The organism is Streptomyces sp. HUAS TT7, from assembly GCF_051550175.1.
Taxonomy (GTDB): Bacteria; Actinomycetota; Actinomycetes; order Streptomycetales; family Streptomycetaceae; genus Streptomyces.
In genome coordinates this window covers 4886838-4912110 of record NZ_CP196175.1, presented here as the reverse complement: position 1 = coordinate 4912110, position 25273 = coordinate 4886838, and the positions used below count along the sequence as shown (strand labels likewise).

The window sequence follows — 25273 nt, the reverse complement described above, 5'->3', positions numbered from 1 at the left end:
GGAGTGCGGCGCGGCGCACGTGCCCCGAAAGGGGCGCGGGGAACCGCGCGACCAGCCCCCACCGGGCCGCGGATGACGCGGCCCGCTACCCGCGGAGCGAGGTCGCCTCGGAGCCGCAGAGGTCTACCCGGCCCAGCAGGGCCGGCTTGCTCATCGGCACCTTGACGGTGCTTGCGGCGTTGGGGCCCAGGCTCACCGAGGCGGCGCCCCGGTCGATGACGGCGCCGGCCTTGTCGTAGAACATGACCCGCACCTGGTAGCTGCGACTGCCGGAGCTGCCCGATCCGGTGCTGACCCTGATCGTGGAGTCGCTCTCGCCCCTCGCCGCCGATGCGCAGGTGACGACGTACGTGGTGGCGGTGGCCGTGCGGTTGCCGCTCGTCGAGCCGCCGCTCGTGCTGCCGGTGGTGTTGTTGCTGTCGTAGCGGTTGCCGTTGTAGCTGCCGCTACTGCTACTGCTGCCACCACTGCTGTCGTCCGAACTCCCGCTGCTTGAACTCCCGTTGTTCTTATGGGAGTTGGAGCAGCCACCGCCGGAGCTGTGGCTCTTGCCGTGGCTGCCGTGGCTGGAGAACCCGGTCGGTGCGAGCCCCAGGCCTGCCGCCATGGCCAGGCATTTCATCCCGCGACGTACCACCGTCGCCCCCTCCGAAGACCGGCCGACACTTTAACAGCACTTGACCACCCCTTCGGGGTGATCAAGTGTCCCTGTCCGGCGCGGAGTTCGGCGATGCGCGGGCCCGGCTCTTGGGCGGTATCGCGCGGCCCCGCGGGCCAGTCCTGGGGCTCCGCCCCAGACCCCGTTCGCGCCTTAAAGGCGCTCGTCCTCAATCGCCGGACGGGCTGGAGATGCCTGTACCCGGTGCTGTTGGGGCGCGGGGAACTGCGCGACCAGCCCCCACCGGGCTGCAGGCGAACGCGGCGCCGGGTAGCGGCGCGGTCCCGCCCGGCGTAGCGTCGGCAGCGAGAGCCGCCTCTAAGGAGGGCCGCCGATGATCCGCAACATCCTCGGCTCGATCCTCGCTCTCGCCGGAGCGACGGCCGCCGTCTGGAGCCCCTTCCGTGCCTGGTACGACGGCCGTCACGGCAGCACCTACCGCATCGACGACCTGTTCTCGGGCATCTCCGCCACCAAGGCGCAGGTGGCCGGCTCCATCCTGCTCCCCTTCGCCTTCGCAGCGCTCGCAACCCTGGTGGGGCTCGTCCTCCGCTCGCGCATCCTGGTCGCCGTCGCCGGGCTGATCACGCTCGGCTTCGCCATCCTGTGGATGGTGCGGCAGGGGCAGGTCACGGGAAGCCTGAGCGTCGACTCCTCCGGCAACGGGCTCGGGCAGGGCGTCGCAATGGCCCTGGGCGGCGGGCTGGCGCTGGTGCTCGCGGCGGGCCTGATGTCGGGGCGCCCAGTGGCCGGGCCGGAGCCGGGGCCCCGCTCCGAGGCAACCACGCCGGACACCCCGTACGAGGCTCCGTACGAACCCCGGCACGCGCTGCCCCCGGACGAGCAGCCGCCCTACGAGCCCCCGGACAGCCCTCCCCGCGCCTGACGCACGCCGGTCACCACATGCGCGTACAGCTCCTCCGAGGTGACGAGCCCGGCCCGCAGGCCCCCCGCGGACATCGCGGCCAGCGCACCCGGCGCCTGCCGCTCGCTGGTCTCGACGAGCAGGGTGCCGCCCGGAGCGAGCCAGTCGGGTGCGGCGAGGGCCACGCGGCGCATGATGTCGAGCCCGTCCGAGCCGCCGTCCAGAGCCACCAGCGGCTCGTGGTCGCGGGCCTCCGGCGGCAGCAGGCCGACCTCGTCCGTGGGTACGTACGGTACGTTCGCCGTCAGGATGTCGATGCGGCCGCGCAGCCCGGGCGGGAGCGGGGCGAAGAGATCGCCTTCGTAGACCCGGCCGCCCAGCGCGGCCACGTTGCGCCGGGCGCAGGCCACGGCGGCCGGCTCGATGTCGGCGGCGTGCAACTCGGCCCCCGGCAGCGCCGAGGCGAGCGCGGCCCCGAGCGCCCCCGACCCGCAGCACAGGTCCACGATCACCAGCGGGCGTGCCGCGTCAGCGGCCGCGAGCGCCTGCTGCACCAGGAATTCCGTACGTCGGCGCGGCACGAAAACCCCGGTGTCGACAGCCACCTTGAGCCCACAGAACTCGGCCCACCCCACAACGTGCTCAAGCGGCAGCCCCGAGACCCTGCGCTCCACCATCGCAGCCATGTCGGCGGGACCTTCAGCGGCGGCAAGTATCAACTCCGCCTCGTCCTCGGCGAATACACACCCCGCGGCGCGAAGTCGGGTGACGACGGTTGAGGGGGACAACGGTTCGACTGACATACGGAGAAGCCCTTTCAACCCGTGCGGCATCTACGCCCTTGAGGGGCGCGGGCTGCTGCGGACCAGCCACGCGCGGCCCGCAGCAGACAACAAAGGCATCCCCCGCGTCTAGCGGGATCCAGAAGTAGCAGTCCCCTTGACCGCGTCGAGCGCGTACACGCACCTGTCCTTGCTGCACGCGTACACGACCCCGCTGCGCACGACAGGGGATCCGGTGATCTCCCCCCCGGTGGCAAGCTTCCACCGGAGCTGGCCCCCCGCCGCGTCCAGCGTGTACAGGCAGTGGTCGGCCGAGCCGAAGTGGATGCGGCCGTCGGCGACCACGGGCGTGCCCACGACCTCGCCGCCCGCCGCGAAGCGCCACTTGGGGGTCGAGGTGACCGCGTCCAGGGTGTAGAGCGCGTTGCCGCTGCCCACGTGGATGTTGCCGTCGGCGACCAGGACCGGCTCGACGGACTGGCGGGACTCGGTGGCGATGCGCCAGCGGTCCTTGCCGGTCGAGGCGTCCAGGGCGTACACGGTGCCGAGGTAGTCGGCGAGGTACACGCCGCCCCCGGCCACCGCCGGACCCGGTGCGAACGTCGGCGGGCACAGGAAGACCGCGGGGGCCTCGAAGTGCCAGCGGACGTGGCCGGAGGCGATGTCGATCGCCAGGACGCGGGTGCCCGCCGAGACGTAGACGTAGCCGTCCTGCGCGGGCGCGACCCGGACCGGGACGCCGCCGCAGGAGGCCGCGTCGCCGACCGGGTAGGACCAGCGCTCGACGCCGGTGCGGGCGTCCAGGGCGCGCAGCCGGGCGTCCTGCCAGATGTACACCGTGCCGTCGTGGATGGCGGGCCCGGCCTCGGGGGTCTCGAAGTCGGTCTGGGCGCCGGCCGTCTCCCACAGCTTCTCGCCGTTCGCGGCCTCCCAGGCCTGTACGCCGCCGCCGCGGGTGCCGGTGACGACGGTGCCGCGGTCGGCCTTCAGGGAGTACACCCAGGCGTCCGCCGGAAGGCGCCACAGCTCGCCGCCGTCGGCCGCGTCCAGGGCGTACAGGGTGGGCCCGTCGGAGGCGTGGATGCGGCCGGCCTCGACGGCCATCGCCCAGGCGACGTCGCGCGTCTTGAACTGGCGGCGGCCGCTGCCCACGTCCAGGGCGTGTACCTCGAAGGAGGTCACGTACAGCAGGTCGCCCGCGACCGCCGGGGTGCCCCACACATCGTTCGACATGCGAAAACGCCAGGGGCGCCAGCGTCCGGGGGCCTCGGGAGGATGGGCGGGCGGCGGCACCGGGCCGGCCTGCGCGCCATTGGCGCCCGGCCTGCGCACCCAGCCGGTGGCGGGCCCGGCGTCGACGGCCACGCGGGATGCGTCGGCGGCCCGCGGTCCGGGGCCGATCGGCACCTTGGCACCGGGCAGGTGGACCGGGTCGTCGGCATGGACGGGCGGGTAGGTGACGGCGGAGCCGCCGTGCCCGCCCGGGTACGGGGGCTCCACCGGGCGGGGCGGGGCCGGCCTGCCGGAGTGCACGGCGGAGCTCGGCGAGGGGTCGGCGGGCTTGGCGACCTGCATGCGGCCGCCGCCCCTGCGCTGCTCGATCATGGCGACGGAGCGGGGCGGCAGCCAGGCCGACGCCGTGCCGCTGTCGTCCGAGCCCGAGGCGAAGAGGTGGGGCGCGAGCTGGGCCTGGAGGTCCTCGGGAGACGGGCGGTTGGGGTGCTCCATCTGCATGCAGGACTCGATGAGCGGGCGCAGCTCGTCCGGCAGGCCGGTGATGTCCGGGCCCTCGCGCAGCAGCATGAACACGGTCTCGACGGGGTTCGCGCCGTGGAAGGGCGCGTGCCCGGTCGCCGCGAAGACGAGGGTCGAGCCGAGCGAGAAGACGTCGGAGGCTCCCGTGACGCTGCGGGAGTCCTTGGCCTGCTCGGGCGACATGTAGGCGGGGGTGCCCACGGCGACGTTCGTCATGGTCAGGCGGGTGTTGGAGACCCCGGACGCGATCCCGAAGTCGATCACGCGGGGCCCGTCCTCGACGACCAGGACGTTCGACGGCTTCAGGTCGCGGTGGACCAGGCCCGCGCCGTGGATGGACTGCAGGGCCTCCGCGATGCCGGCCGCGAGCCAGCGCACCGCCTGGGCCGGGAGCGGCCCGCACTCATTCACTATTTCTTCGAGGGAGGGCGCCGGTACGTAGGCGGTGGCCAGCCACGGCACGGGGGCGCGCGGGTCGGCGTCGACGACGGCGGCGGTGTAGAAGCCGCTGACCGCGCGGGCCGCCTCCACCTCACGGGTGAAGCGGACCCGGAAGAGCTGGTCCTCGGCGAGCTCGGTGCGCACCGTCTTGATGGCCACGCGGCGGCCGGAGGCCGAGCGCGCCAGATAGACCAGCCCCATGCCGCCGGCACCGAGCCGTCCCAGCACCTCGAAGGGGCCGATCCGCCTCGGGTCGTGCTGCGTCAGCTGCTCCACTTGCCTGCCACCTCCCCGTACGGGCCGTGCATGAATTCGGCCCCGTGCAGCGTCTCACGCGGCACCCCGATTCTCCCTGCCGGAGGTGGCCGGTGGCCAACCCGGGTCGAGACCGGGATGTCTCCCCCCGATCCGGGACACCCCGGACGTGCCGCGCGTGCTTCGCTGGTGCTTTTACGTGCCTGAGCTCTGCAGAACGGCGAAGGCGGCGCCCTGGTTGTCGTTGAGGACCGCCATCCGCCCGTACGGAATGTCGAAGGGCTCGGCGGTGACCCTGCCGCCCAGACGGGTGCAGGCGGCGGCGACCGCGTCGCAGTCCTCGACGCTGAAGTAGACGAGGAAGTGGTCGGGCAGGGCCGCGGGGAAGGCGTCGGACATCAGGCTGCGGCCGCCGATCGCGTTGTCGGGCCCCGGCTCGGCGCCGGGCAAGGACCAGGTGCGGAAGTCGGCGCCGATCTCGTCGGGGCTGCCCGGGTCGCCGCCCTCGTAGCCGAAGACGGACTCGTAGAACGCGTCGGCCTGGTCCTTGTCGCGGGTGTACACCTCGGTCCAGCAGAACGAGCCGGGCGTGCGGGTCAGCTCGAACCCGGTGTGCGCATCGCCCTGCCACAGGCCGAAGACGGCGCCGCCCGGGTCGGCGGCGACGGCCATCGTGCCGTGCGGCGGGACCGGAAGCGGCTCGGTGATCAGCTGGCCGCCGGCCTCGCGGATGCGGGCGGCGAGCGCGTGGACGTCGGGGGTGGCGAGGTAGACGGTCCACGAGGTCGGCATGCGGCCGTCCCGCTTGGACTGGAGGGCCGCGACGCGCTTTCCGTCCTTGAAGGCGCTGGTGTAGCCGCCCTGCTTGCCGTCGGGCGTGCCCTCGGTGTCCTCGTCGAAGGTCCACCCGAGGAGCTCCCCGTAGAACCTCTTGCCGGCCGCCAGATCGGACAGCGAGGCGTCGGCCCAGCACGGCGCGCCTTCCGGATATCCGCCCATGCGCCTGATTCCTTCCTGAGGTGCCCCCGTCGTGGGGCCGTATCGGGGTCAAACTAACGGCCCATCACGTCCGATGCGGTCGCGCAATTCGAACATATGGCCAGATTTCCCTGCGCGCCGGGGTGGTGAGCCAAGTGCCGCACGGCTTGTCCACCAAAGTTGTCCACAGGGTGTTGATAACACCATTCGAGTGGCCGGACGGGACGGAGGCACCAAGAGGGCGGACGGCCGAAAGTCGACGACCGGCGAGGCGAACGGCGGTCGGCGGCGACGTCGGCCCTCGCCCCGGTGACCGCCCCCGTGGACGGCCATCGGGGCGACCGGTTCCCCGCGCCCATCGGGATGTACCGCCCCCGGGCCCCCATTTGCACTCGGCCGAATCGCGCTCCGATCACCCCTCGGTAAGCTGACGGCATGACAGGACAAGTACGCACCGTCGACGGCCGCGTGGCCGGCCGACGCGGCCAGGCGACACGGCAGAAGCTGCTCGACTGCCTCAGTGAGATGCTCAGCTCCTCGCCGTACCGGGACGTAAAAGTCATCGACGTGGCCCGGAAGGCGGGCACTTCACCCGCGACCTTCTACCAGTACTTCCCCGACGTCGAGGGCGCCGTCCTGGAGATCGCGGAGGAAATGGCCAAGGAGGGCGCCGGGTTGACCACTCTGGTCGAGGGCCGCTCCTGGGTCGGGCGGGCAGGCTGGCAGACAGCGGAGGAGCTCGTCGAGGGCTTCCTCGACTTCTGGCGCAGGAACGACGCGATCCTGCGGGTCGTCGACCTGGGCGCCGCCGAGGGCGACAAACGCTTCTACAAGATCCGCATGAAGATCCTGAACTCGGTCACCAACTCCCTTACGGACGCGGTCACCGAGCTCCAGTCCAAGGGCAAGGTCGACAAGGACGTGAGCCCGGCGGCGATGGCGGGCTCGCTCGTCGCGATGCTGGCTTCGGTCGCCTCGCACCAGAAGGGCTTCCAGACCTGGGGCGTCAAGCAGGCCGAACTCAAGCCCAATCTGGCCCTGTTGGTCCACCTGGGCATCACGGGCAAGAAGCCGACGAAGTAGCCGTACGCACATCGGCAGATACCCCACGTCCTGTCGCGCCGACGGCGGTTCACCCCTTCGCGGGGCGACCGCCGTCGGCGTTCCCGTATGCCAGGCCCTGCCGGCCCCCGTCAGTCCCGGCGCTCCAGCCGGAAGAGCCGGATCTCCCGGTCGACCCGGGACTGGTAAGTGGCGTACGGAGGCCAGAAGTTGAGGGCGGCCCGCCAGGCTTCGGTCCGCTCCTCCCCCTGAAGCAGCCGGGCCCGCACCGCGATGTCCCGGCCCTTCCAGCTGATCTCCGCGTCCGGGTGGGCGAGCAGGTTCCCGGTCCACGCGGGGTGGCCGGGGCGCCCGAAGTTGGACCCGATCAGCACCCAGGTGTCACCGCCCTCCTCCGGCATGCAGGCCAGCGGAGTGGTGCGCACGAGCCCGGACTTGGCGCCGCGCGCGGTCAGGACGGCACCGGGCAGCATCTGCGCGCTGAGGATGACCCTGCCGCGGGTCAGGCGGTGTACGGCGCGGTCCATCGCGGGGATGAAGTGCGGGGCGATCCTCGCGAACGTACGGGTGGAGGACACCTTCTGCATGAGCCGCACCCCGGGTGCGGTTCTGGTGGGGGCGGGGCTCATGCCGTCGCCTCGGCCGGGGCGGGGCCGAACAGTCCGGCCCGGTCGGCGGCGTGGCCGCGCAGCCGGTGTACGGGCCCGAAGAGGAGTTCGTCGGCGGCGGCCCGCTTGAAGTACAGATGCGCCTCGTGCTCCCAGGTGAAGCCGATGCCGCCGTGCAGCTGGACGGCCTCCGAGGCGGCGCAGCGCAGCGCGTCCAGACTCTGGGCGAGCGCGAGGGTGCCCGCGCCGGGGTCCCAGGCCGCGTAGTACGCCGCCGATCTGGCCGCCTGCACCTGGACGTACAGGTCGGCGAGCCGGTGCTTGACCGCCTGGAAGGACCCGATGGCCCGCCCGAACTGCTCGCGTTCCTTGACGTACGCGACGGTCCGCTCCAGCGCCTCGGCCGCGGCCCCGACGGCCTCGGCGGCGAGACAGGCGGCGGCGGTGAGCCCGGTGGCGGCAAGAGCGCCGTGAATACCGAGGGAGTCGTCGCTGCCCAGCAACTCCCCTGCTGTGTCGCGCAGTTGAATGCGGGCCTGTGAGCGGGTCTCGTCGAGAGTGGTCTGCCGGGTGCGCCGCAGCCCGTCCGCGTCACCGTGCACGACGAAGAGAAGGGTGCGGCTGCGGGCGAAGCCGCCGGTGTGCGCGGCGACGAGCAGCAGCTGCGCGCTGTGCCCGTCGAGGACTTGGGCGGCTTCCCCGTAGAGCCGCCAGGTGCCGTCTTCCGGCTCCCGCTTGGCCTGTACGCCACCGGCCCGCCCGCCCCCGGCCCACTCGCCGTCGGTGTTGGCGCCGGTGAAGCCGAGCGCGAGGGCGAGGCTGGTGCCGGGCACGGCGAGGGTGGCGGTGCGCTCGCCGCGGGCGATGAGCGGGAGCAGGGCGGACTTCTGCGCGTCGGTGCCGAGGGCCGCGATGAGCGGGGCGGCGAGAACGGCGGTGGCGAGGAGGGGGGACGGCAGCAGGGCACGGCCGGTCTCCTCGCAGGCGAGGGCGAGTTCGGCAGTGGTGCAGCCGACTCCCCCGTACTCCTCGGGCAGCGCGAGCCCCGGCAGCCCGAGCTCGGCGGCGAGCCGCCCCCAGAGCGCGGCGTCGTGACCGACCGGGGTGCGCACGGCGCTCTTCACGTCCTGTGGGCCGCAGTGCTTGGCGAGCAGTTCGTGCAGGGTGCGGCGGATCTCGTCCTGCTCCGCGGTGAAGGCGGCGTCCATCGTCGAGCTCCTCCCCCAGAGGCTAAGCCTCTGATCTGACGGGCCGTCATGTTAGGGGCGGGGGGCGGAGATGCACAGGGGTGGGGGCGGGCGGATCGCCCAACGGGGTCTGGGGCGGAACCCCGGTGCAGCCTGCCGAACCCCGGTCCGGAGGGGCGAATCTGATGTACCGTCAGATTCATGTCTTCGCCCTCAACCACCCCGCGCCGCAAGGTCGCCGTCGTAGGCGTCGCACTCTCCGACACCGGCCGCGTGGACGACGCCACCCCCTACGCCCTGCACGCCCAGGCCGCCCGCCGCGCCCTCGCCGACTCGGGGCTGGACCGTGAGGTCATTGACGGGTTCGGCTCGGCCGGCCTTGGCACGCTCGCGCCGGTGGAGGTCGCCGAGTATCTCGGGCTCCGGCCCACCTGGGTGGACTCGACGGCCGTCGGGGGCGCCACCTGGGAGGTCATGGCCGCGCACGCCGCGGACGCGATCGCCGCCGGGCACGCCAACGCCGTACTCCTGGTGTACGGCTCGACCGCCCGCGCCGACATCAAGGCGGGCCGCCGCACCTCGAACCTGTCCTTCGGCGCCCGGGGCCCGCTGCAGTTCGAGGTCCCGTACGGCCACACGCTGATCTCCAAGTACGCGATGGCCGCGCGCCGCCACATGCATCAATTCGGCACCACTGTCGAGCAGTTGGCGGAGATCGCGGTGCAGGCGCGGGCGAACGCGGCCACCAACCCCGACGCGATGTTCCGGGACCCGATCACGGTGGACGACGTCCTGTCCGGCCCGATGATCGCCGACCCCTTCACCAAGCTCCACTGCTGCATCCGCTCCGACGGCGGCTGCGCGGTGCTGCTGGCGGCGGAGGAGTACGTACCGGACACGGCCAAGTCGCCGGTGTGGGTGCTGGGTTCGGGCATGTCGGTCTCGCACACGACGATGTCGGAGTGGGAGGACTTCACGGTCTCCCCTGCGGCGGTCTCGGGCCGGCTGGCCTTCGAACGGGCGGGGGTGCGCCCGTCGGACGTCGACGTGGCCGAGATCTACGACGCGTTCACGTACATGACGCTGGTGACCCTTGAGGACCTCGGGTTCTGCGCGAAGGGTGAGGGCGGGGCGTTCGTGTCGAAGGGCCGGCTGCTGCGGGACGGGGAGCTGCCGGTGAACACGGACGGGGGCGGGCTTTCGGCGTGCCATCCGGGGATGCGGGGGCTGTTCCTCCTGGTGGAGGCGGTACGGCAATTGCGCGGCGAGGGAGGCGCGGGCCAGGTCCGCAAGCCCGGGGGGCGGTTGCCGGAGGTGGGGGTGGTGTCGGGGACGGGGGGATGGTTCTGCTCGTCGGGGACGATGGTGCTCGGGCGGGGGTGAACGGGGCGGGCGGAGTGTGCTGGGGCCCCCAGGCCCGGGAGCCCCCTCCCCTCACCCGGAATTGAGTGGCGAGCCCCCACCCCCGCCGCCCAGGATCGCCCCCATGGACTACTTCCTCACCACGCCCCGCCTCGCGCTCCGCGCATTCGCCGACACCGAGGCCGACCTGGACCTGGTGGTCGAGCTCGACAGCGACCCGGAGGTCATGCGGTACCTCACCGGCGGCCGCCCCCAGACCCGCGCCGAGGTCCGCGCCGGGTCCTTCGAGCGGATGGTGCAGCCCTACCCCACGGGCGGCTTCTGGGCGACGCATCTGCGCGACACGGGCGAGTTCATCGGCTGGCACTGCCTGCGTCCCATGGGCGACAGCCCGGGCGACCTCGGCTACCGGCTGCGGCGGTCCGCCTGGGGCAAGGGGTACGCCATCGAGGGTGCCCTGGCGCTGATCGAGAAGGGGTTCGGCGACCTGGGCCTGTCCCGCATCACCGCGAACACCATGTACGTCAACGACCGCTCCCGCAGCGTCATGGAGCGGGCGGGGCTCAGCTACGTACGCACCTACTTCGAGGAGTTCGAGGACCCCATCCCGGGCACCGAGCTCGGAGAGGTCGAGTACGAGCTGACGCGCCAGGACTGGCTCACGGCACGGGCGGGCCGGTGACCGGCGGGCCCGGACAATGGGCCGCATGGAATTCCGCGAGTTTCTCCACACCCTCCGCGTCTGGGACGTCGAGCTCCCCCGCTTCGACCCGGACGCCGCGCCCGCCACGCCCCTCCCCCTCTTCCAGGCCTGGCTGATGCACGCCGCCGGGGCGGGGCAGGCCGAGCCGCACACCATGGCGCTCGCCACGGTCGACGAGGCCGGGCGGCCCGACATCCGCACCCTCATGCTGCACGACGCCGACGACGACGGCTGGCACTTCGCCTCGCACTCCACCAGCGCGAAGGGGCGCCAGCTCGCCGCCCGCCCCGTCGCAGCGCTCGGCTTCTACTGGCCCGCGGTGGGCCGCCAGGTCCGCGTGCGCGGCACCGTCACCCCGGCCGGAGAAGCCGCCTCGCAGGCCGACCTCCACGCCCGCTCGACCGGAGCGCTCGCCGCGGCACTGGTCGGCCGGATGAGTGAAGTACTGGAGGAATACCGCGAGTTGGAGGATGCCTCCGAGACCGCTTGGCGGCGGGCCGAGGCCGATCCGCTGACGCCCGTGCCCACCTGGACCCGGTACGTACTGGAGCCCACCGAGGTCGAGTTCTTCCAGGGCGATGCCCGGCGCCGGCACGTACGGCTGCGGTATCGCCGCGACGGCGCCGCCTGGGTCCGCGAACTCCTCTGGCCGTAAGGCCGCACAACCGAGCAACGGCTAACGGCCGGCTCATGAGGCCCGGTCCGTAGCCCGCGCCGCCGCCCCCGACCGGGACGGTCGTCCGCATCTGGGCCAGCTGGGCCGCCGGGAGCAGACGGCCGCCGAGCAGCGCGCCGAAGAACCGGTTGACGTCGGAGTTCGTGGAGATCAACTGACCTGCGGCCCAGCCCCAGGAGGGGTCGATGTGCGTGAAGTCGCGCAGCGGGGCGCCCGTCGCCATGACGCCGACGGCCATCGTGGCAGCGACCGCCACCGCCCGGCCTCGGCCTCGGTCTCGACCTCGGCCCCCGTCTCGGCCGAACCTCTGCCACACGTGCTCCCGCATGCATCAACTCCTGTGGAGTGAAAGGGACTTCAGAAATTTCAGCACTTTCAGTTGCTTCCGGTGAGGTGCTCGCGGACACACTGGGTGTACTGGTGGAAGCTGTCGGGCCGGTAGCAGGCCTGCGTGTGGTTCGCGTACCAGATCATGAGGACGGCGACCAGGACGGACACCACGATCGCCAGGGCCGACGTCACCACGGCGGCGACGGCCTTGCCCCGGCCGGTGCCGGTCCGCCCGGTCGTGACCAGGGCGACGACGCCCAGGACCAGGCCGACGACGCCGAGCGGGCCGCCGATGAAGAAGACCGAGGTGCTCAGGGCGATGACCCCGAGGACCAAGGCGGCCACGGCCAGACCGTTCCTGTCCGGCGGCGCCCCCAACCCCGGGGCTCCTGCTGCTTCTTGCACTTCTTGCACTTCTTGCACTTCTTGCGTGTTCATCGACCGTCCTCCCGCCAGCTGCTCAGGGCTCGATCGTGGCTTCCCGGGTCTCGTCCGCACATCGCGGAAAGGCGGGAGACTCCGCTCCCCCGATCGGGGGAGGTCGCAGGTCAGGGGCCCGGTCATACTGGCCCGATCATGTTCAGGAGAATCCGGCCGCTGCTGCGCGGCTCCACCTATGCGGGCGTGCTGTTCGCCTCGTGCGGCGCGTTGGCGAGCCTTCCGCTGCTGCCTTTCGCGATGCTGCCGGGGCTGGTGTGGCGGTCCGCTCCGTACGGCGTGCTGACGGGTCTGGGGCTGCTGGTCTGGGCGGCGCTGATCGGCGTGGCCGGGCTCGCCCGCACCACGCGGCGGGCGCTGATCGCGGCCGCCCGCCGACTGTTGAGGGTGCCTCTGCCGGATCCCGCACCCGTACGGTCACCCGACGCCGGCCGTTGGCGCACCCCCCTCTGGCTGCTGCTGCATGTGGCACTGGGGTGGACGGCAACCCTGGTCGGCGGCGTGCTCCTCATCGCCGCCGTCACCCTCCCCGGGGGCTGGCTCGATGCCGAGGCGGGGGTGAGCCTGTTCGGCTGGACGGTGCGGGCGGAGGGCGGCTGGTCGAGCTGGGCGATGGCGGCCGGCTGCGCGCTGCTCGCGGCGGCCGTGTGCGCGGCGGTGACGTACGCCCTGCGGTGGCTGGCACCCCGGCTGCTCGGCCCCTCGGCGGCCGAGCGGCTCGCGCTGGCGGCCGAGCGGGAGCGGCGGCTCGCCGAGCGCAATCGGCTTGCCCACGAGTTGCACGACTCCATCGGACACACGCTGACGGCCACCACGATCCAGGCCGCGGTGGCGGGCGAGCTGCTCGCCGCCGACCCGGTGGCGGCCCGCGGCGCACTGCGCAGCATCGAGGAGTCGGCCCGGGCCGCGCTTGAGGACCTGGACTACGTACTGGGTGTGCTGCGCGAGGAGAAGGCTGAGGCGGCGCCGGCCCGCACTCTGGCCGACCTCCCCGAACTGCTCGACCGGCTGCGGCACGCGGGCGCGGTGGTGGAGCCGGAGCTGTCGGGCGACCTGGCCCGGGTGCAGGGCACGCTCTCGCGGGCGGCGTACCGGATCGTGCAGGAGGGCCTGACGAACGCGCTGCGGCACGGGGCGGGCGGCCCGATCGAGGTCCGGGTGGCTGTCGCGCGGGACGTCCTGGAACTCCGCGTGGTCAACCGGACGGGCACGGCGGCGGGCGGCTTCCCGACGTCCGGGCACGGGCTGCCCGGCCTGGCCGAGCGCGTACGGCTGCTGCACGGCGAGTTCGAGTCCGGCCCGGACGGCCGGCACTGGCGACTGGCTGTCCGGCTGCCGGTACGGACGTCGGCATGACCGGCACCGACCAGGCCGGCGCGGGCGTCGGCAGGACGGGTGCCGACCCGGGCGAAGCCGCCCCCACCGGCCCCGGCGGGAACGGAGACGTCGCCCTCCTGATCGCGGACGACGACGCGGTGACGCGCAGCGGTCTGCGCCTTCTGCTCGGGGCCCAGCCGGGGATCACGGTGGTCGGGGAGGCCGCCGACGGCGTCGAGGCGGTCGAACAGGCCCGGCTGCTACGGCCGGACGTGGTCCTGATGGACGTACGGATGCCACGGCGCAACGGCATCGAGGCCACTCGCCAACTCCTCGCGGAATCAAAGGAGTTGGGTGACACGCCCAAGGTCGTGGTGATCACCACCTTCGAGAACGACGGCTACGTCACGGCCGCGCTCAGGGCGGGAGCCAGCGGCTTCGTACTCAAGCGGCGCCCGGTCCCGCAGATCGCGGAGGCGGTGCGGGTGGTGGCCGCCGGCGAGGCGATCCTCTTCCCGACGGCCCTGCGCCGCATGGTCACGGCCCGCCCGCTGGACTCCGCCGAGGCGCTGCCGAGGGCCGCCCTGACGGACCGCGAGGAGGAGGTCCTGCGATCGATGGCCACGGGCCTGTCCAACCCGGAGATCGCGCGGTCCCTCACGGTGAGCCTGGAGACGGTGAAGACACACGTCGGGAACGTACTGACGAAGCTGGGGGCGCAGAACCGGACCCATGCGGTGGTCATTGCCTATGAGTCGGGGTTGGTGGTGCCGGGTTTCACCGAATGAGCGCCCCGCGTGACGTGCGGGTATGCGGGTGCGGGCCGGTGGGGACTGGTCGCGCAGTTCCCCGCGCCCCTGAACCAGCCCTGCACAAGCGCGCTCAGTCCGTCGCCAGCCTCGCATGCAGATGCAGGTCACGGAACGCGTCCCGGCGTTGGGATTCGAACATGGCGCCCCGCAGCGTTCCCTCCGCCGCGTAGCCGCCCCGCTCCGCCACCCGGCACGACGCGGCGTGGCCCACCGCGTGGCCCAGCTCGATGCGGTGCAGGCCGACCTCCTCGAAGGCCCAGCGGGTGAGCAGTTCCAGGGCGTGGCCCGCCACACCGCGGCCCCTCGCCTCGGGGAGCGTCCAGTAGCCCACCCGGGCACAACGCATGGGCCGATTGACGGAGTTGAGGCCCACCTGGCCCAGCACCGCCCCGTCGGCCTCGTCCGTGACGCAGTACGTGGCGAACTCGCCCCGCGCCCAGCCCAGCGCCCGAAGCCGCAGCAGTTCGGCTACTGCCGTCTCGTCCTCGACGGGGGTGTTGTGCGTGTTCCACCGCAGGTACTCGGGGTCGGTGACCGCGCGCAGCAGGGTCTGGACGTCGTCGTCGCGCCAGGTGCGCAGGCGCAGGCCGTGGCCGCGCAGATCGGCGGGTATGAGTGGGAGATCCATGCCGCCATTCAATCCCCGGTCCGTACGGGCGGGCCGGGAATTTTGGCGGTCACCCGATCAGCCCGGGCCGGGCCGGAACACCGGCACGCTCACGCCGTCCTCGGTCCCGGCCCGGAAGGCCACGTGCAGCTCCATCCCGATTCGCAGGTCCGCCTCCGGGCACCCGACGACCTCGGTCATCATCCGGGGGCCCTCGGCCAGGTCGACGACGGCGGCGACGTACGGGACGCGGTCGCCGAACGGCGGCAGGTCGTTGCGGTGCACGACGGACCAGGTGTAGAGCGTGGCCCGGCCGCTCGCCGGGCGCCAGGTCACGTCCTCGCTCCAGCAGTACGGGCAGAACTCGCGCGGGTAGTGGTGCGGGCGGTCGCAGGCCGCGCAGTGCCGGATGAGGAGCCGGCCCTCGGCGGCCGCGTCCCAGTACGGACGGGTGAAGGGGTCAACTTCCGGGGTGGCAGCGGTCATTGGAACAGTCCTATCGCGGCGTCCAGGGACCAGGTCTGCCACGACATGGCGCCGAGGGCGACGAGCGAGATGAGCGCCATCATCGCGTTCTGGCCCTGCTCGGCCCAGTCGTGGATCATCAGGACCAGGTAGAGGAGGTTGAGGAGGAGCCCGGCCACGAGGGCGACCGGGGTCAGGAACCCGGCCACCAGGCCCAGCCCCAGGGAGAGTTCGGCATAGACGACGACGTACGCCATGGTCTTGGGCCGGGGCTTGACCACGACGTCGAAGCCGCTGCGGACGGCGTTCCACTTGTGCTTGGCGGCGACGTCGGCCGCCCAGGCGATGCCGGTGCCGCGCTCGAACCAGCCCTTCTTGTCCTTGTGCCGCCAGCTCTCCAGCCACCACAGCCCGAGGCCGATGCGCAGGACGGCCAGCCATTCGGCGCCGCCGAGCCAGATCGAGTCCACGCGGGGCCCCTTCCTCCAGCAGGCTTGGTATTTCTCCAGCAGGGCTTAGTTTCTGACGGTACGTCAGTTCAGCGGATGCGGGGCGTGTGCGCAAGGGGGCGGAGGGTGCGCGGGCGGGAGGCGCAGGTGCGGGTGGGGCGTATGTGCGCGGGGTGTGCGCATGCGTGATCAGATCGCAACCGATTCCGGTCTTGACCGAGACCCATCAAGTATTCGCACCATTACGCTCAGCGTTCATGGCCGATACCACCAACGCCACGACGAGCCCCGTCTACGTGATCGGCGCCGGGCCCGGCGGGCTCGCCGTGGCCGCCGAGCTGCGCGCGCGGGGCGTGCGGGCCGTCGTACTGGAGAAGTCCGACTCCGTGGCCGCCTCCTGGCGGCGCCACTACGACCGGCTCCACCTGCACACCACACGGCGCCTGTCCTCGCTGCCCGGGCTGCGGATTCCACGCCGGTTCGGGCGGTGGGTGTCGCGCGACGACGTGGTGCGGTACCTGGAGAAGTACGCGGACTTCCACGAGCTGGAGATCGTCACCGGGGTCGAGGTCGAGCGGATCGAGCGCGGGCCCGGGAGCGAGGGGTGGGTGCTGTACGCGACCGGCGGGCGGCGCCTTTCGACCTCGGGCGTGGTAGTGGCCACGGGGTACAACCACACGCCGTACGTTCCCGCGTGGGCCGGGGCCGAGACGTACACGGGTGAGCTCGTGCACGCGAGCCAGTACCGCAACCCGGCGCCCTACGCCGGCCGGGACGTCCTCGTCGTCGGGGCCGGCAACACCGGGGCCGAGATCGCGGCCGACCTTGCGGACGGTGGGGCCGGGCGGGTGCGGCTCGCGGTGCGGACCCCGCCGCACATCCTGCGCCGGTCCACGGCGGGGTGGCCCGCGCAGGCGACCGGCATCCTGGTGCGCCGGCTTCCGGTACGTCTGGTGGACCGGGCGGCGTCGGTCACCGAACGGCTCTCCGTGCCCGACCTGTCCGCGTACGGGCTGCCCCGGCCGGCCGGGGGGCTGTACACGCGGGTGCGGGAGGGGGCGATCCCGGTGCAGGACGTGGGGCTGATCGCCGCGGTGCGGGGTGGGCGGGTCTCGCCGGTCGCGGCGGTCGAATCCTTCGAGGGCGGCAAGGTCGTCCTGGCGGACGGGTCCCGCATCTCGCCGGAGGCGGTGATCTGCGCGACGGGGTACGGGCGGGGGCTCTCGGCCCTCGTCGGGCACCTCGGCGTCCTCGACTCGCGGGGGCGCCCCCTTGCGCACGGCGCGCGCACGGTGCCGGGTTCATCGGGGCTGTACTTCACGGGATTTACGAATCCGATCAGCGGGATGCTGCGAGAACTGGCCCTGGACGCCACCCGAATCGCCCGAACCCTGTCAGGGTGACCCCACCCGGGGCCCACCCCAGCCCCCGAAGCCGACCGACTCACCCACCCTCCTGGGGCTCCGCCCCAGACCCCGGGGGGTCTTCCCACCCACCCCGCCCGCGACACGGGGTTGCAGAGCCCAGCCCCTGGGGCTCCGCCCCAGTCCCCGGGGGTCTGCCCACCCTCCCGCCCGTGCAAGGGGTTGGATGGTTCTGCTTCTGGGGGCTGCGCCCCCAGACCCCCTGCACCCCCGGGGCGCTGGCCCACCCTCCTCCAAGCCCATAAGAAGCAGGGGGACCCCTATCCCGTGACGGAGGTTGGATAGAGCCTTGGGGCTCCGCCCCCTGCCCCCGCTCCTCAAGCGCCGGAGGGGCTGCGTGAGTGACGGCCTTCGACTGCGGACCGTGGGTGGCTGGTCGCTCCCCCAAGTTCTCGGCTTCTCCCCCAAGGCCTAAAGGGCCAGGGGAGACCCCCATGAACAGGGGGGACCCCCATCGCGGCGGAGCCGCAGATGTCACAGCCCCGCGCCCCTGGCAGCGCCGGACTTGGCCGAGTGCCCGTGCAGGCATACCCAGCCTGTCATGGGGGTCCCCCCTGGCCCTTAAAGCCTTGGGGGAGTTTGAGGACGAGCGCCCTTAAGGCGCGAACGGGGTCTGGGGCGGAGCCCCAGGAACCAACCCGCCCCTCCCCAACCCCCCGGAGGCCACGCGGCGGAGCCGCAGAGTGTCACAGCGGGAAGGGGTGGGGCGGGGGCGTCCGGGGTCTGGGGCGGAGCCCCAGGAGCTGCCCCGGGGTCCGGGGCGGAGCCCCGGCCGAAAAACGTCCAACCGGGTTTGGGGGACACGGGGTTCGGGGCAGGCCCAGCGCACGGTTGGAGTGGGGGGAGCGGGGGCGAGCCAGACCCCGCGCCCCGCAGGGTCGAGGCTTTGCTCGCACACCGGTTCCTGACTGACCGTCAGTTCTGTAATCTGACTATGCGTCAGTTACCACCGGCACGGCTCAGTCATGTTGGCCATCGACCAGGAGCGGGCGGAACGATGCTTGGATCGACTCACGGCACCCTCACGACCGACTTCCGCGCGCGGGTGGTCGCCTGCGGCGAGCAGCCCGCCCCCGGCGCCGTCCACGGCAGAGCCGCCGGCGAGGGCGACCTGGACGTCAGCGGCCGCCCCCTGTACGCCGACGTACCGGACCTGGACCGGTTCTTCCGGCCCGAGTCCGTCGCCGTCGTCGGGGCCTCCGACGCCGAGGGCCGCCCCAACACCGGCATCACCCGCCAGCTCATCGACTGGGCCCGGCGGGTCGGCGCCCGCATCCACCCCGTCCACCCCACCCGGGAATCCGTCTTCGGGCTGCCCTGCGTCCCCTCCGTCTGCGACCTGCCGGAACAGGTCGATCTGGCCGTGCTCCTGGTCGGCGACCCGCTCCCCGCCATCGAGGAACTCGCCGAGGCCAAGGTCAAGTTCGCCGTCGCCTTCGCCTCCGGCTTCGCCGAGACCGGCGAGCAGGGCGCCGCCGCCCAGGACCGGCTCGCCACCGCCGTCAAGCGCTCCGGACTCCGGCTCCTCGGGCCCAACACCAACCTCAACGCCTTCGAGAAGTTCCGGGACGATCTCGACGGGCCCGCCATCGCGCTCATCACCCAGTCCGGGCACCAAGGGCGGCCCGTGTTCACGCTGCAGGAGCTCGGCGTACGGCTCTCCCACTGGGCGCCCACCGGCAACGAGGCCGACCTCGAAACCGCCGACTTCATCTCCTACTTCGCCGAACGGCCCGAGGTCGGAGCCATCGCCTGTTACGTCGAAGGGCTCAAGGACGGGCGCTCCTTCCTGCTCGCCGCCGACCGCGCCGCGCGCGCCGGTGTGCCCGTGGTCGCCGTCAAGGTCGGCCGCACCGAGGCCGGCGCGCGCATGGCCGCCTCACACACCGGCAAGCTGACCGGCGCCGACGACGTCGTGGACGCCGCCATGCGCCAGTACGGCGTCATCCGCGTCGACGGACTGGACCAACTCCAGGACACCGCCGCTCTGTTGGCCCGAGCGCGCAGGCCTCGCGCCGACGGCGTCGTCGTCTATTCGATCTCCGGCGGCACGGGGGCACACTTCTCCGACCTCGCCACCGCCGCCGGGCTCCACCTGCCCACCCTCTCCCCCGCCAAGCAGGACCAGCTCCATGAGTGGATACCGAGGTACCTCAATGTCGCCAACCCCGTCGACAACGGGGGCCACCCGGTCGGCGACTGGCGCGGTCGCAAAATAATCGACGCGATCCTCGCCGACCCCTCCGTGGGCGTGCTGATCTGTCCGATCACCGGGCCCTTCCCGCCCATGAGCGACAAGCTGGCACAGGACCTGGTGGACGCGGCGGAACAGACGGACAAGCTGGTGTGCGTGGTGTGGGGCTCGCCGCTCGGCACCGAGGCCGCCTACCGCGAGACGCTGCTCGGCTCGGACCGGGTCGCCACGTTCCGTACGTTCGCCAACTGCATCGGCGCCGTACGGGCGTACCTCTCGCACCACCGGTTCACCACCGGCTACCGCTCCCCCTTCGACGAGGCGCCGCGCATCCCCTCCCCGTCGTTCCGCAAGGCGCAGGCTCTGATGCGCCCGGGCCAGCAGCTCAGCGAGCACGCGGCGAAGCAGCTGCTGCGGGCGTACGGGATCCGGGTGCCGCGCGAGCAGCTCGTGACCAGCGCGGCGGCCGCCGTGCGCGCGGCGGGGCTCGTCGGCTACCCCGTCGTCATGAAGGCCTCCGGCGCGCGGCTCGCGCACAAGACCGAACTCGGCCTGGTCAAGGTCGGTCTGACCTCGGCCAGCCAGATCCGGGACGCCTATCGCGAGCTCACCGACGTCGCCCGGTACGAGGGTGTCGACCTCGACGGCATCCTGGTCTGCCAGATGGTCGAGCGCGGCGTCGAGATGGTCGTCGGCGTCACGCACGACTCGCTGTTCGGGCCCACCGTGACCGTCGGGCTCGGCGGCGTCCTGGTGGAGGTGCTCGGCGACTCGGCCGTGCGCGTCCCCCCGTTCGGCGAGCAGCAGGCGCGGGACATGCTCGGCGAGCTCCGGGGGCGGGCGCTCCTCGAAGGCGTACGCGGCGGGCCTCCCCTGGATGTGGACGCGCTCGTCGAAGTCGTCCTGCGCGTCCAGCGCATGGCTCTTGAACTCGGCGACGAGCTCGCCGAGTTGGACATCAACCCGATCATGGTGCTCCCGCGCGGCCAGGGCGCGGTCGCCCTCGACGCCCTCGCCATCTGCCGCTGAGCCGTTCACCTCACTCGCCGCATCCCCGCTCGCCACTTCCCCACCCCCGTTTCTGGAGCCCCCGCATGGACCCGCTGGACCATCCCCTGGATTCATTGGTACTCCACGCCACTGACAACGGCGTCTCGTGGATCACGCTCAACCGGCCCGACGCCATGAACGCCGTCACCTGGGAGCAGCGCGAACGGGTCATCTCGCTGCTCGGCGAGGCCTCCGCCGACCCGGCCGTACGGGCCGTCGTGATCACCGCCACCGGCAAGGGGTTCTGCGCGGGAGCCGACCTTCGCGGGGCCCCGGCAACCGGAGCCGCGTCCGGCGACGAGCGGGTCGCCGGTGACGTCGCCCGTACCATCCGCCAGGGTGCTCAACGCCTGATCACCGCCGTACTCGACTGCGAGAAGCCGGTCGTCGCGGCCGTCAACGGCACCGCCGCCGGTCTCGGCGCCCACCTCGCACTCGCCTGCGATCTCGTCCTGGCCGCCGAATCGGCCAAGTTCATCGAGGTGTTCGTACGCCGGGGCCTGGTGCCGGACGGGGGCGGCGCCTATCTGTTGCCGCGCCTGGTGGGGCCGCAGCGGGCGAAGGAGCTGATGTTCTTCGGGGACGCGCTGCGGGCGGCCGACGCCGAGCGCATGGGACTGGTCAACCGCGTGGTCGCGGACGCCGAACTCGCCGCCACCGCCAAGGAGTGGGCCGAGCGGCTCGCCGCCGGGCCGACCCGCGCGCTGGCCCTCACCAAGCACCTGGTGAACGCCTCCCTGGACGCCGACCGCACCACCGCCCTCGCCGCCGAGGCCTGGGCCCAGGAGATCAACATGACGACCCGGGACGCGAACGAGGGAGTGGCCAGCTTCGTGGAGCGCCGCACTCCCAAATACCGGGGTTTATAAGCCATTTCAGCACCCGCGTGGCTTCCAATCTGACATACCGTCAGCTTCAATGATGGGTGTGATGGGACACGCAGGGATGGCGGCCACCGTCGTCCGATACCTCAGGTCCGTCGGCGCCGCCACGGCCGCCGAGCCCGTCGAGTACCTGCCCCGGCCGGACCTCCGGGCCGTACGGGACGACGAGCGGGCGCCGGTCGACCCCGGCGAATTCCGGCGTGTGCTCGGCCAGTTCGCGAGCGGGGTCACCGTCATCACCGCCGAGGACGCGACCGGGCCCACCGGCTTCGCCTGCCAGTCCTTCGCATCGCTCTCGCTCGACCCGCCGCTGGTCGCCTTCATGGTGGCCCGTACGTCGACGACGTGGCCGCGCATCGCCCGCGCCGGGGTGTTCTGCGTGAATGTCCTGGGCGCCGAACAGTCCGTACTCTGCCGGGGGTTCGCGGTCAGCGGGGCCGACAAGTTCGCCGGGGTCGCCTTCGACGCGGCGCCCGCGACCGGCTCGCCCCGGCTCGACGGCGTACCGGCGTGGATCGACTGCCGCATCCAGAACGTGCACACGGGCGGCGACCACCTCATCGTGGTCGGCCGCGTGGAGGCACTGGGCGCCACGGAGGGCGCCGCCCCGCTGCTCTTCCACGGGGGCAGGTTCGGCCGCTTCAGCGGCTGAGCCGGGTATCCGCGACGCTGCTCACCAGGTCGCGTCGGTGATCACGCGCCGACTGCGGGTCTCCACACTCAGCCTGCCCTTGTCGCCGTACGCCTCGTGGCGCCAGTTCGCGAAGACCTCGGCCACCCTGCGGCCCTCCCAGTCGTCGGCGCCCGGCGGTGGACTGAAGTTGACCGTCACCACGGCCTCCTCCGCCGCGCCCTGCTTGCGGATGCGGACGGCCACGACCGACGGCCACATCCCGTCGTCGGCCTTGGTGAGGTGCTGGGAGTAGTAGTCGATGAAGTCCCGCGTCATGTCGAACCAGCCGGCGGGGAGACAGGGCGCCGCGGTGCCGTCGGTGGGCGGGCCAGGAGTGCCGGGGTCGGCGTCGGTGGGCGGGCCGGGGGTGCCGGTGTCCTGGTCGGTCGGAGGGCCGGGCGTCCCCGCCTCGTCCTCCGTGGCCGGACCGGCACCGGTGGAAGGCCCTTCCTCCGTCGTATCCGTCGTCTCGTCCCCGCAGGGGTTCGCCGACGGGGCGGACGGGGTGGACGGCTGGGCAGCCGGGGCAACGGCCTCCGGGTCGCCCGGGCGGGCCGTTCCGCAGGCGGTCACGGCGGCGCACAGCAGGGCCGCGGCCAGCACGGCGACGCCCCGCGTGGTGATCGGCTTCATGACGCTCCCCCTCGGTTCCCCCGCGGGGAACATCCGGCTCCCCTGTACGGAAACGTCCCGTGGACGTCTCCGTCCGACGTCCGTCCCCGTACAGGAAGAGGGGATCACACAGCGAGCGGTTCCGTGCCGGGGCCCCGGCGGCGGATGACCAGGGCCATCAGCGCGGCCGCCGCGCACAGCGCGCCCGAGGCGTACCAGACGACGTCGTAACTGCCGAAGACGTCGCGGGCCACCCCGCCGAGGAAGGCGATGACGGCAGCGCCGACCTGGTGCGATGCGAGCACCCAGCCGAAGACGATCGCGCTGTCGTCGCCGTAGTGCTGGCGGCACAGGGCGATGGTGGGCGGCACGGTGGCCACCCAGTCGAGCCCGTAGAAGACGATGAAGAAGACCATCGGCGGGTGCACGGCGGGCGCGAGCAGCATGGGCAGGAAGAGGAGCGAAATGCCGCGCAGGGCGTAGTACGTGGCGAGCAGCCGGCGCGACTCGAAGCGGTCGGTGAGCCAGCCGGAGAAGATGGTGCCGGCGACGTCGAAGACGCCGATGACGGCCAGCAGTCCGGCGGCCGCGGTGACCGGCATGCCGTGGTCGTGGGCGGCCGGTACGAAGTGCGTCTGGACCAGGCCGTTGGTGGAGGCGCCGCAGATCGCGAAGGTGCCCGCGAGCAGCCAGAACGGTCCGGTGCGGGCGGCCTTGGCGAGGACGGTGAGGGTGCGGCGGGCCGCGCCCGTGACGGGGGCGGGCTTGGGGACGTATGCGCTCGCCCCGTACGGCGCGAGGCCCACGTCCGCCGGGTGGTCGCGCAGGAGCAGCCACACGAACGGGACGACGGCGAGTGCGGCCAGGGTCACGGTGACGGCGGCCGGGCGCCAGCCGTGGGCCTCGACCATCCAGGAGAGCAGCGGCAGGAAGATCAGCTGGCCGGAGGCGGAGGCCGCGGTCAGGATGCCGGTGACCAGGCCGCGGCGCTCGGTGAACCAGCGGTTGGTGACGGTCGCCGCGAACGCGAGCGCCATCGAGCCACTGCCCAGACCCACCAACAGGCCCCAGCAGAGGACGAGTTGCCAGGCGGCGTCCATGAACACGGTGAGCCCGGAGCCCACCGCGATCACGGTCAGGGCGACCGCGACGACCTTGCGGATGCCGAAGCGGTCCATCAGGGCGGCGGCGAAGGGGGCGGTCAGGCCGTAGAGCGCGAGGTTCACGGAGACCGCGGCGCCGATCGTGCCGCGCGACCAGTGGAACTCGCTGTGCAGCGGGTCGATGAGCAGTCCGGGCAGCGAGCGGAAGGCGGCGGCTCCGATGATCGTGACGAAGGCGACGGCCGCCACGGTCCAGGCGCGGTGGATCCTGGGTTCGGCCTTCCGCCGGGGTGCGGGCGCGATCGGGGGGCTGTCGGTTGTCTGGGTCACGTCGCACAGCGTGGCGGTACGAGTCTTGTCGTACGAGTGGCTGGAAGGCCACCCTTCGCAGGGATCGGGCCATGGCGAGCCGGCCCCTCCCCACCCCGCAGGGTGCCACAGCCAGGAAGGGGCGGGGTGGGGGAATGCCCCGGCGGATCGCAGACTTGTCCGTCACAAGAACCCGACCGCGGTACGGACCACCCCACCACGAAGGAGGCCCACGATGAACAAGGCCGGCGGCGCCACCCCACCCCACCGAGTCGTGGTCCTGGCCCTGGACGGCCTGCTCCCCTTCGAACTCGGCATCCCGCAGCGCATCTTCGGCCGCGCGGCCGACCCGGCCCGCGGACCGCTGTACGAGGTCGTGACCTGCTCGATCCGCCCACCGGGCCCCGTCCGCACCGACGCGGACTTCTCGATCCTCGTAGAGAACGGTCCGGAGGCCCTGGCCACCGCCGACACGGTGGTGATCCCGGCCTCGTACGAGCTCGGCCCGGTCTTCGAGGAGGGCGTGCTCACCCCCGAACTCGCCGCCGCCCTCGCCCTCGTACGCCCCGGAACGCGCATGGTGTCGATCTGCACCGGCGGCTACGTCCTGGCGGCGGCCGGCTACCTCGACGGCCGCCCGGCCGCGACGCACTGGGCCTCGGCCGAGCACTTCCAGCAGCTCTTCCCCGCCGTGGACGTGGACCCGGAGGTCCTGTTCATCGACGACGGCGACGTACTGACCTCGGCGGGCGTGGCCGCCGGGATCGACCTGTGCCTGCACATCGTGCGGCGCGACCACGGCTCGGCGATCGCCAACGACGTGGCCCGCCGCACGGTCGTACCCCCGCACCGGCCCGGCGGCCAGTCCCAGTTCATCCAACGCCCGGTACCGGAACCGCAGTTGGCGACGACCACGGCCGCGCGGGCCTGGGCCCTGGGCCGCCTGCACGAGCCGATCCAACTGCGCGACCTGGCCGAACGGGAGGCCATGTCGGTCCGCACCTTCACCCGCCGCTTCCGCGAGGAGGTGGGCCTGAGCCCCGGCCAGTGGCTCACCCAGCAACGCGTGGAACACGCCCGCCACCTCCTCGAATCCACCGACTTGTCGGTGGACGCGATAGCCCGCGCGGCGGGCTTCGGCACAGCGACGTCCCTGCGCCAGCACCTACAGGCGACGCTGGGCGTCCCCCCGACGGTCTACCGCCGCACCTTCCGGGCGGGGGCGACCGGCTGAGCCCACGTCCTGGAAGGGCAACTTCCCGGAAGGGCCACTG

General features: G+C 72.6%; 24 protein-coding genes and 1 pseudogene. 12 read left to right on the top strand and 13 right to left on the bottom strand.

From position 1 onward, the window contains the following. Positions 1-85: 85 nt before the first annotated feature. Positions 86-607 (bottom strand): hypothetical protein, encoded by a 522-nt coding sequence (locus ACSHXC_RS22230; protein WP_438293270.1) that lies wholly within the window; start codon positions 605-607, stop codon positions 86-88. Between the two features lie 385 nt (positions 608-992). On the opposite strand from ACSHXC_RS22230, the gene ACSHXC_RS22225 reads away from it, so the two are divergent. Further along, positions 993-1544, top strand: coding sequence for a hypothetical protein (locus ACSHXC_RS22225; protein ID WP_438293269.1), 552 nt, complete (start codon positions 993-995; stop codon positions 1542-1544). On the opposite strand, the gene ACSHXC_RS22220 is transcribed toward ACSHXC_RS22225, so the two are convergent. The 3 genes from ACSHXC_RS22220 to ACSHXC_RS22210 form a co-directional block, all read right to left on the bottom strand. Then, positions 1511-2326: a putative protein N(5)-glutamine methyltransferase gene (locus tag ACSHXC_RS22220; protein ID WP_438293268.1), complete on the bottom strand. Its 816-nt coding sequence runs from the start codon at positions 2324-2326 to the stop codon at positions 1511-1513. The genes ACSHXC_RS22225 and ACSHXC_RS22220 overlap by 34 nt on opposite strands. A 108-nt stretch (positions 2327-2434) precedes the next feature. Further along, on the bottom strand, positions 2435-4777 hold the full coding sequence (locus tag ACSHXC_RS22215) for an outer membrane protein assembly factor BamB family protein (RefSeq protein WP_438293267.1): 2343 nt from the start codon (positions 4775-4777) through the stop codon (positions 2435-2437). Positions 4778-4951: 174 nt separating this feature from the next. After that, positions 4952-5755, bottom strand: a complete 804-nt coding sequence (locus tag ACSHXC_RS22210; RefSeq protein ID WP_438293266.1) for a VOC family protein — start codon at positions 5753-5755, stop codon at positions 4952-4954. A gap of 414 nt (positions 5756-6169) precedes the next feature. On the opposite strand from ACSHXC_RS22210, the gene ACSHXC_RS22205 reads away from it, so the two are divergent. Then, complete coding sequence (locus ACSHXC_RS22205; RefSeq protein WP_438293265.1) at positions 6170-6817, top strand: TetR family transcriptional regulator; 648 nt, start codon at positions 6170-6172, stop codon at positions 6815-6817. Between the two features lie 110 nt (positions 6818-6927). Here the strand turns inward: ACSHXC_RS22205 and ACSHXC_RS22200 are convergent, their stop codons facing one another. Next, positions 6928-7425, bottom strand: coding sequence for a nitroreductase/quinone reductase family protein (locus tag ACSHXC_RS22200; protein ID WP_438293264.1), 498 nt, complete (start codon positions 7423-7425; stop codon positions 6928-6930). Beyond that, entirely contained in the window at positions 7422-8612 is a 1191-nt protein-coding gene (locus ACSHXC_RS22195; RefSeq protein ID WP_438293263.1) for an acyl-CoA dehydrogenase family protein, read from the bottom strand. Before ACSHXC_RS22195 ends, ACSHXC_RS22200 begins: the two co-directional genes overlap by 4 nt. A 180-nt stretch (positions 8613-8792) precedes the next feature. Between ACSHXC_RS22195 and ACSHXC_RS22190 the strand changes: the two genes are divergently transcribed. The 3 genes from ACSHXC_RS22190 to ACSHXC_RS22180 all read left to right on the top strand — a co-directional run bounded on the left by ACSHXC_RS22190 (position 8793) and on the right by ACSHXC_RS22180 (position 11311). Then, on the top strand, positions 8793-9974 hold the full coding sequence (locus ACSHXC_RS22190; protein ID WP_438293262.1) for a thiolase C-terminal domain-containing protein: 1182 nt from the start codon (positions 8793-8795) through the stop codon (positions 9972-9974). Positions 9975-10077: 103 nt separating this feature from the next. Next, positions 10078-10635: a GNAT family N-acetyltransferase gene (locus ACSHXC_RS22185; RefSeq protein WP_438293261.1), complete on the top strand. Its 558-nt coding sequence runs from the start codon at positions 10078-10080 to the stop codon at positions 10633-10635. 25 nt (positions 10636-10660) lie between these two features. Beyond that, positions 10661-11311: a pyridoxine/pyridoxamine 5'-phosphate oxidase gene (locus ACSHXC_RS22180; RefSeq protein WP_438293260.1), complete on the top strand. Its 651-nt coding sequence runs from the start codon at positions 10661-10663 to the stop codon at positions 11309-11311. Positions 11312-11330: 19 nt separating this feature from the next. Here ACSHXC_RS22180 and ACSHXC_RS22175 read toward each other — a convergent pair. Together ACSHXC_RS22175 and ACSHXC_RS22170 are read right to left on the bottom strand one after the other, a co-directional pair. Continuing rightward, a pseudogene (locus ACSHXC_RS22175) lies at positions 11331-11540 on the bottom strand (serine hydrolase); the annotation flags it as partial. 167 nt (positions 11541-11707) lie between these two features. Then, entirely contained in the window at positions 11708-12007 is a 300-nt protein-coding gene (locus ACSHXC_RS22170) for a DUF4190 domain-containing protein (RefSeq protein WP_438293259.1), read from the bottom strand. Between the two features lie 231 nt (positions 12008-12238). Here ACSHXC_RS22170 and ACSHXC_RS22165 point away from each other — a divergent pair, with 231 nt between their 5' ends. Further along, the gene (locus ACSHXC_RS22165; RefSeq protein ID WP_438293258.1) at positions 12239-13456 is read left to right on the top strand and encodes a sensor histidine kinase; all 1218 of its coding nucleotides are present in this window, start codon (positions 12239-12241) and stop codon (positions 13454-13456) included. Continuing rightward, positions 13453-14205 (top strand): response regulator, encoded by a 753-nt coding sequence (locus ACSHXC_RS22160; RefSeq protein WP_438293257.1) that lies wholly within the window; start codon positions 13453-13455, stop codon positions 14203-14205. The genes ACSHXC_RS22165 and ACSHXC_RS22160 overlap by 4 nt, the downstream gene beginning before the upstream one ends. Positions 14206-14299: 94 nt before the next feature. Here the strand turns inward: ACSHXC_RS22160 and ACSHXC_RS22155 are convergent, their stop codons facing one another. The 3 genes from ACSHXC_RS22155 to ACSHXC_RS22145 are packed head-to-tail and all read right to left on the bottom strand — an operon-like array spanning position 14300 to position 15771. Further along, positions 14300-14857, bottom strand: coding sequence for a GNAT family N-acetyltransferase (locus ACSHXC_RS22155; RefSeq protein WP_438293256.1), 558 nt, complete (start codon positions 14855-14857; stop codon positions 14300-14302). Between the two features lie 57 nt (positions 14858-14914). After that, positions 14915-15322, bottom strand: a complete 408-nt coding sequence (locus ACSHXC_RS22150) for a Zn-ribbon domain-containing OB-fold protein (protein WP_438293255.1) — start codon at positions 15320-15322, stop codon at positions 14915-14917. After that, positions 15319-15771, bottom strand: coding sequence for a DoxX family protein (locus ACSHXC_RS22145; protein WP_438293254.1), 453 nt, complete (start codon positions 15769-15771; stop codon positions 15319-15321). The genes ACSHXC_RS22150 and ACSHXC_RS22145 overlap by 4 nt, the downstream gene beginning before the upstream one ends. Before the next feature lie 236 nt (positions 15772-16007). Between ACSHXC_RS22145 and ACSHXC_RS22140 the strand changes: the two genes are divergently transcribed. The 4 genes from ACSHXC_RS22140 to ACSHXC_RS22125 all read left to right on the top strand — a co-directional run bounded on the left by ACSHXC_RS22140 (position 16008) and on the right by ACSHXC_RS22125 (position 21954). Next, on the top strand, positions 16008-17153 hold the full coding sequence (locus tag ACSHXC_RS22140; protein WP_438293253.1) for a flavin-containing monooxygenase: 1146 nt from the start codon (positions 16008-16010) through the stop codon (positions 17151-17153). 1018 nt (positions 17154-18171) lie between these two features. After that, the gene (locus ACSHXC_RS22135; RefSeq protein ID WP_438293252.1) at positions 18172-20397 is read left to right on the top strand and encodes an acetate--CoA ligase family protein; all 2226 of its coding nucleotides are present in this window, start codon (positions 18172-18174) and stop codon (positions 20395-20397) included. A gap of 65 nt (positions 20398-20462) precedes the next feature. Next, positions 20463-21287, top strand: a complete 825-nt coding sequence (locus tag ACSHXC_RS22130) for an enoyl-CoA hydratase/isomerase family protein (protein ID WP_438293251.1) — start codon at positions 20463-20465, stop codon at positions 21285-21287. Between the two features lie 76 nt (positions 21288-21363). Then, a complete protein-coding gene (locus ACSHXC_RS22125; protein ID WP_438296748.1) occupies positions 21364-21954 on the top strand; it encodes a flavin reductase family protein in 591 nt (196 codons plus the stop codon). 21 nt (positions 21955-21975) lie between these two features. Here ACSHXC_RS22125 and ACSHXC_RS22120 read toward each other — a convergent pair whose 3' ends face one another. Together ACSHXC_RS22120 and ACSHXC_RS22115 are read right to left on the bottom strand one after the other, a co-directional pair. After that, a complete protein-coding gene (locus ACSHXC_RS22120) occupies positions 21976-22608 on the bottom strand; it encodes a hypothetical protein (RefSeq protein WP_438293250.1) in 633 nt (210 codons plus the stop codon). Between the two features lie 104 nt (positions 22609-22712). Next, positions 22713-24020 carry an MFS transporter gene (locus ACSHXC_RS22115; protein WP_438293249.1) on the bottom strand — a complete coding sequence of 436 codons (1308 nt, stop codon included), beginning with the start codon at positions 24018-24020 and terminating at the stop codon, positions 22713-22715. 214 nt (positions 24021-24234) lie between these two features. Here ACSHXC_RS22115 and ACSHXC_RS22110 point away from each other — a divergent pair, with 214 nt between their 5' ends. Further along, positions 24235-25233 (top strand): GlxA family transcriptional regulator, encoded by a 999-nt coding sequence (locus ACSHXC_RS22110; RefSeq protein WP_438293248.1) that lies wholly within the window; start codon positions 24235-24237, stop codon positions 25231-25233. Positions 25234-25273: the final 40 nt, after the last annotated feature.

Excerpts from the sequence above, each read along its gene's own strand:
- ACSHXC_RS22125 (WP_438296748.1), top strand. The coding sequence starts at position 21,364 with ATGGCGGCCACCGTCGTCCGATACCTCAGGTCCGTCGGCGCCGCCACG.
- ACSHXC_RS22160 (WP_438293257.1), top strand. The coding sequence starts at position 13,453 with ATGACCGGCACCGACCAGGCCGGCGCGGGCGTCGGCAGGACGGGTGCC.
- ACSHXC_RS22195 (WP_438293263.1), bottom strand. The coding sequence starts at position 8,612 with ATGGACGCCGCCTTCACCGCGGAGCAGGACGAGATCCGCCGCACCCTG.
- ACSHXC_RS22230 (WP_438293270.1), bottom strand. The coding sequence starts at position 607 with ATGGCGGCAGGCCTGGGGCTCGCACCGACCGGGTTCTCCAGCCACGGC.
- ACSHXC_RS22210 (WP_438293266.1), bottom strand. The coding sequence starts at position 5,755 with ATGGGCGGATATCCGGAAGGCGCGCCGTGCTGGGCCGACGCCTCGCTG.
- ACSHXC_RS22185 (WP_438293261.1), top strand. The coding sequence starts at position 10,078 with ATGGACTACTTCCTCACCACGCCCCGCCTCGCGCTCCGCGCATTCGCC.
- ACSHXC_RS22155 (WP_438293256.1), bottom strand. The coding sequence starts at position 14,857 with ATGGATCTCCCACTCATACCCGCCGATCTGCGCGGCCACGGCCTGCGC.
- ACSHXC_RS22120 (WP_438293250.1), bottom strand. The coding sequence starts at position 22,608 with ATGAAGCCGATCACCACGCGGGGCGTCGCCGTGCTGGCCGCGGCCCTG.
- ACSHXC_RS22200 (WP_438293264.1), bottom strand. The coding sequence starts at position 7,425 with ATGAGCCCCGCCCCCACCAGAACCGCACCCGGGGTGCGGCTCATGCAG.
- ACSHXC_RS22150 (WP_438293255.1), bottom strand. The coding sequence starts at position 15,322 with ATGACCGCTGCCACCCCGGAAGTTGACCCCTTCACCCGTCCGTACTGG.
- ACSHXC_RS22140 (WP_438293253.1), top strand. The coding sequence starts at position 16,008 with ATGGCCGATACCACCAACGCCACGACGAGCCCCGTCTACGTGATCGGC.
- ACSHXC_RS22205 (WP_438293265.1), top strand. The coding sequence starts at position 6,170 with ATGACAGGACAAGTACGCACCGTCGACGGCCGCGTGGCCGGCCGACGC.
- ACSHXC_RS22135 (WP_438293252.1), top strand. The coding sequence starts at position 18,172 with ATGCTTGGATCGACTCACGGCACCCTCACGACCGACTTCCGCGCGCGG.
- ACSHXC_RS22180 (WP_438293260.1), top strand. The coding sequence starts at position 10,661 with ATGGAATTCCGCGAGTTTCTCCACACCCTCCGCGTCTGGGACGTCGAG.
- ACSHXC_RS22110 (WP_438293248.1), top strand. The coding sequence starts at position 24,235 with ATGAACAAGGCCGGCGGCGCCACCCCACCCCACCGAGTCGTGGTCCTG.
- ACSHXC_RS22130 (WP_438293251.1), top strand. The coding sequence starts at position 20,463 with ATGGACCCGCTGGACCATCCCCTGGATTCATTGGTACTCCACGCCACT.
- ACSHXC_RS22225 (WP_438293269.1), top strand. The coding sequence starts at position 993 with ATGATCCGCAACATCCTCGGCTCGATCCTCGCTCTCGCCGGAGCGACG.
- ACSHXC_RS22190 (WP_438293262.1), top strand. The coding sequence starts at position 8,793 with ATGTCTTCGCCCTCAACCACCCCGCGCCGCAAGGTCGCCGTCGTAGGC.
- ACSHXC_RS22220 (WP_438293268.1), bottom strand. The coding sequence starts at position 2,326 with ATGTCAGTCGAACCGTTGTCCCCCTCAACCGTCGTCACCCGACTTCGC.
- ACSHXC_RS22165 (WP_438293258.1), top strand. The coding sequence starts at position 12,239 with ATGTTCAGGAGAATCCGGCCGCTGCTGCGCGGCTCCACCTATGCGGGC.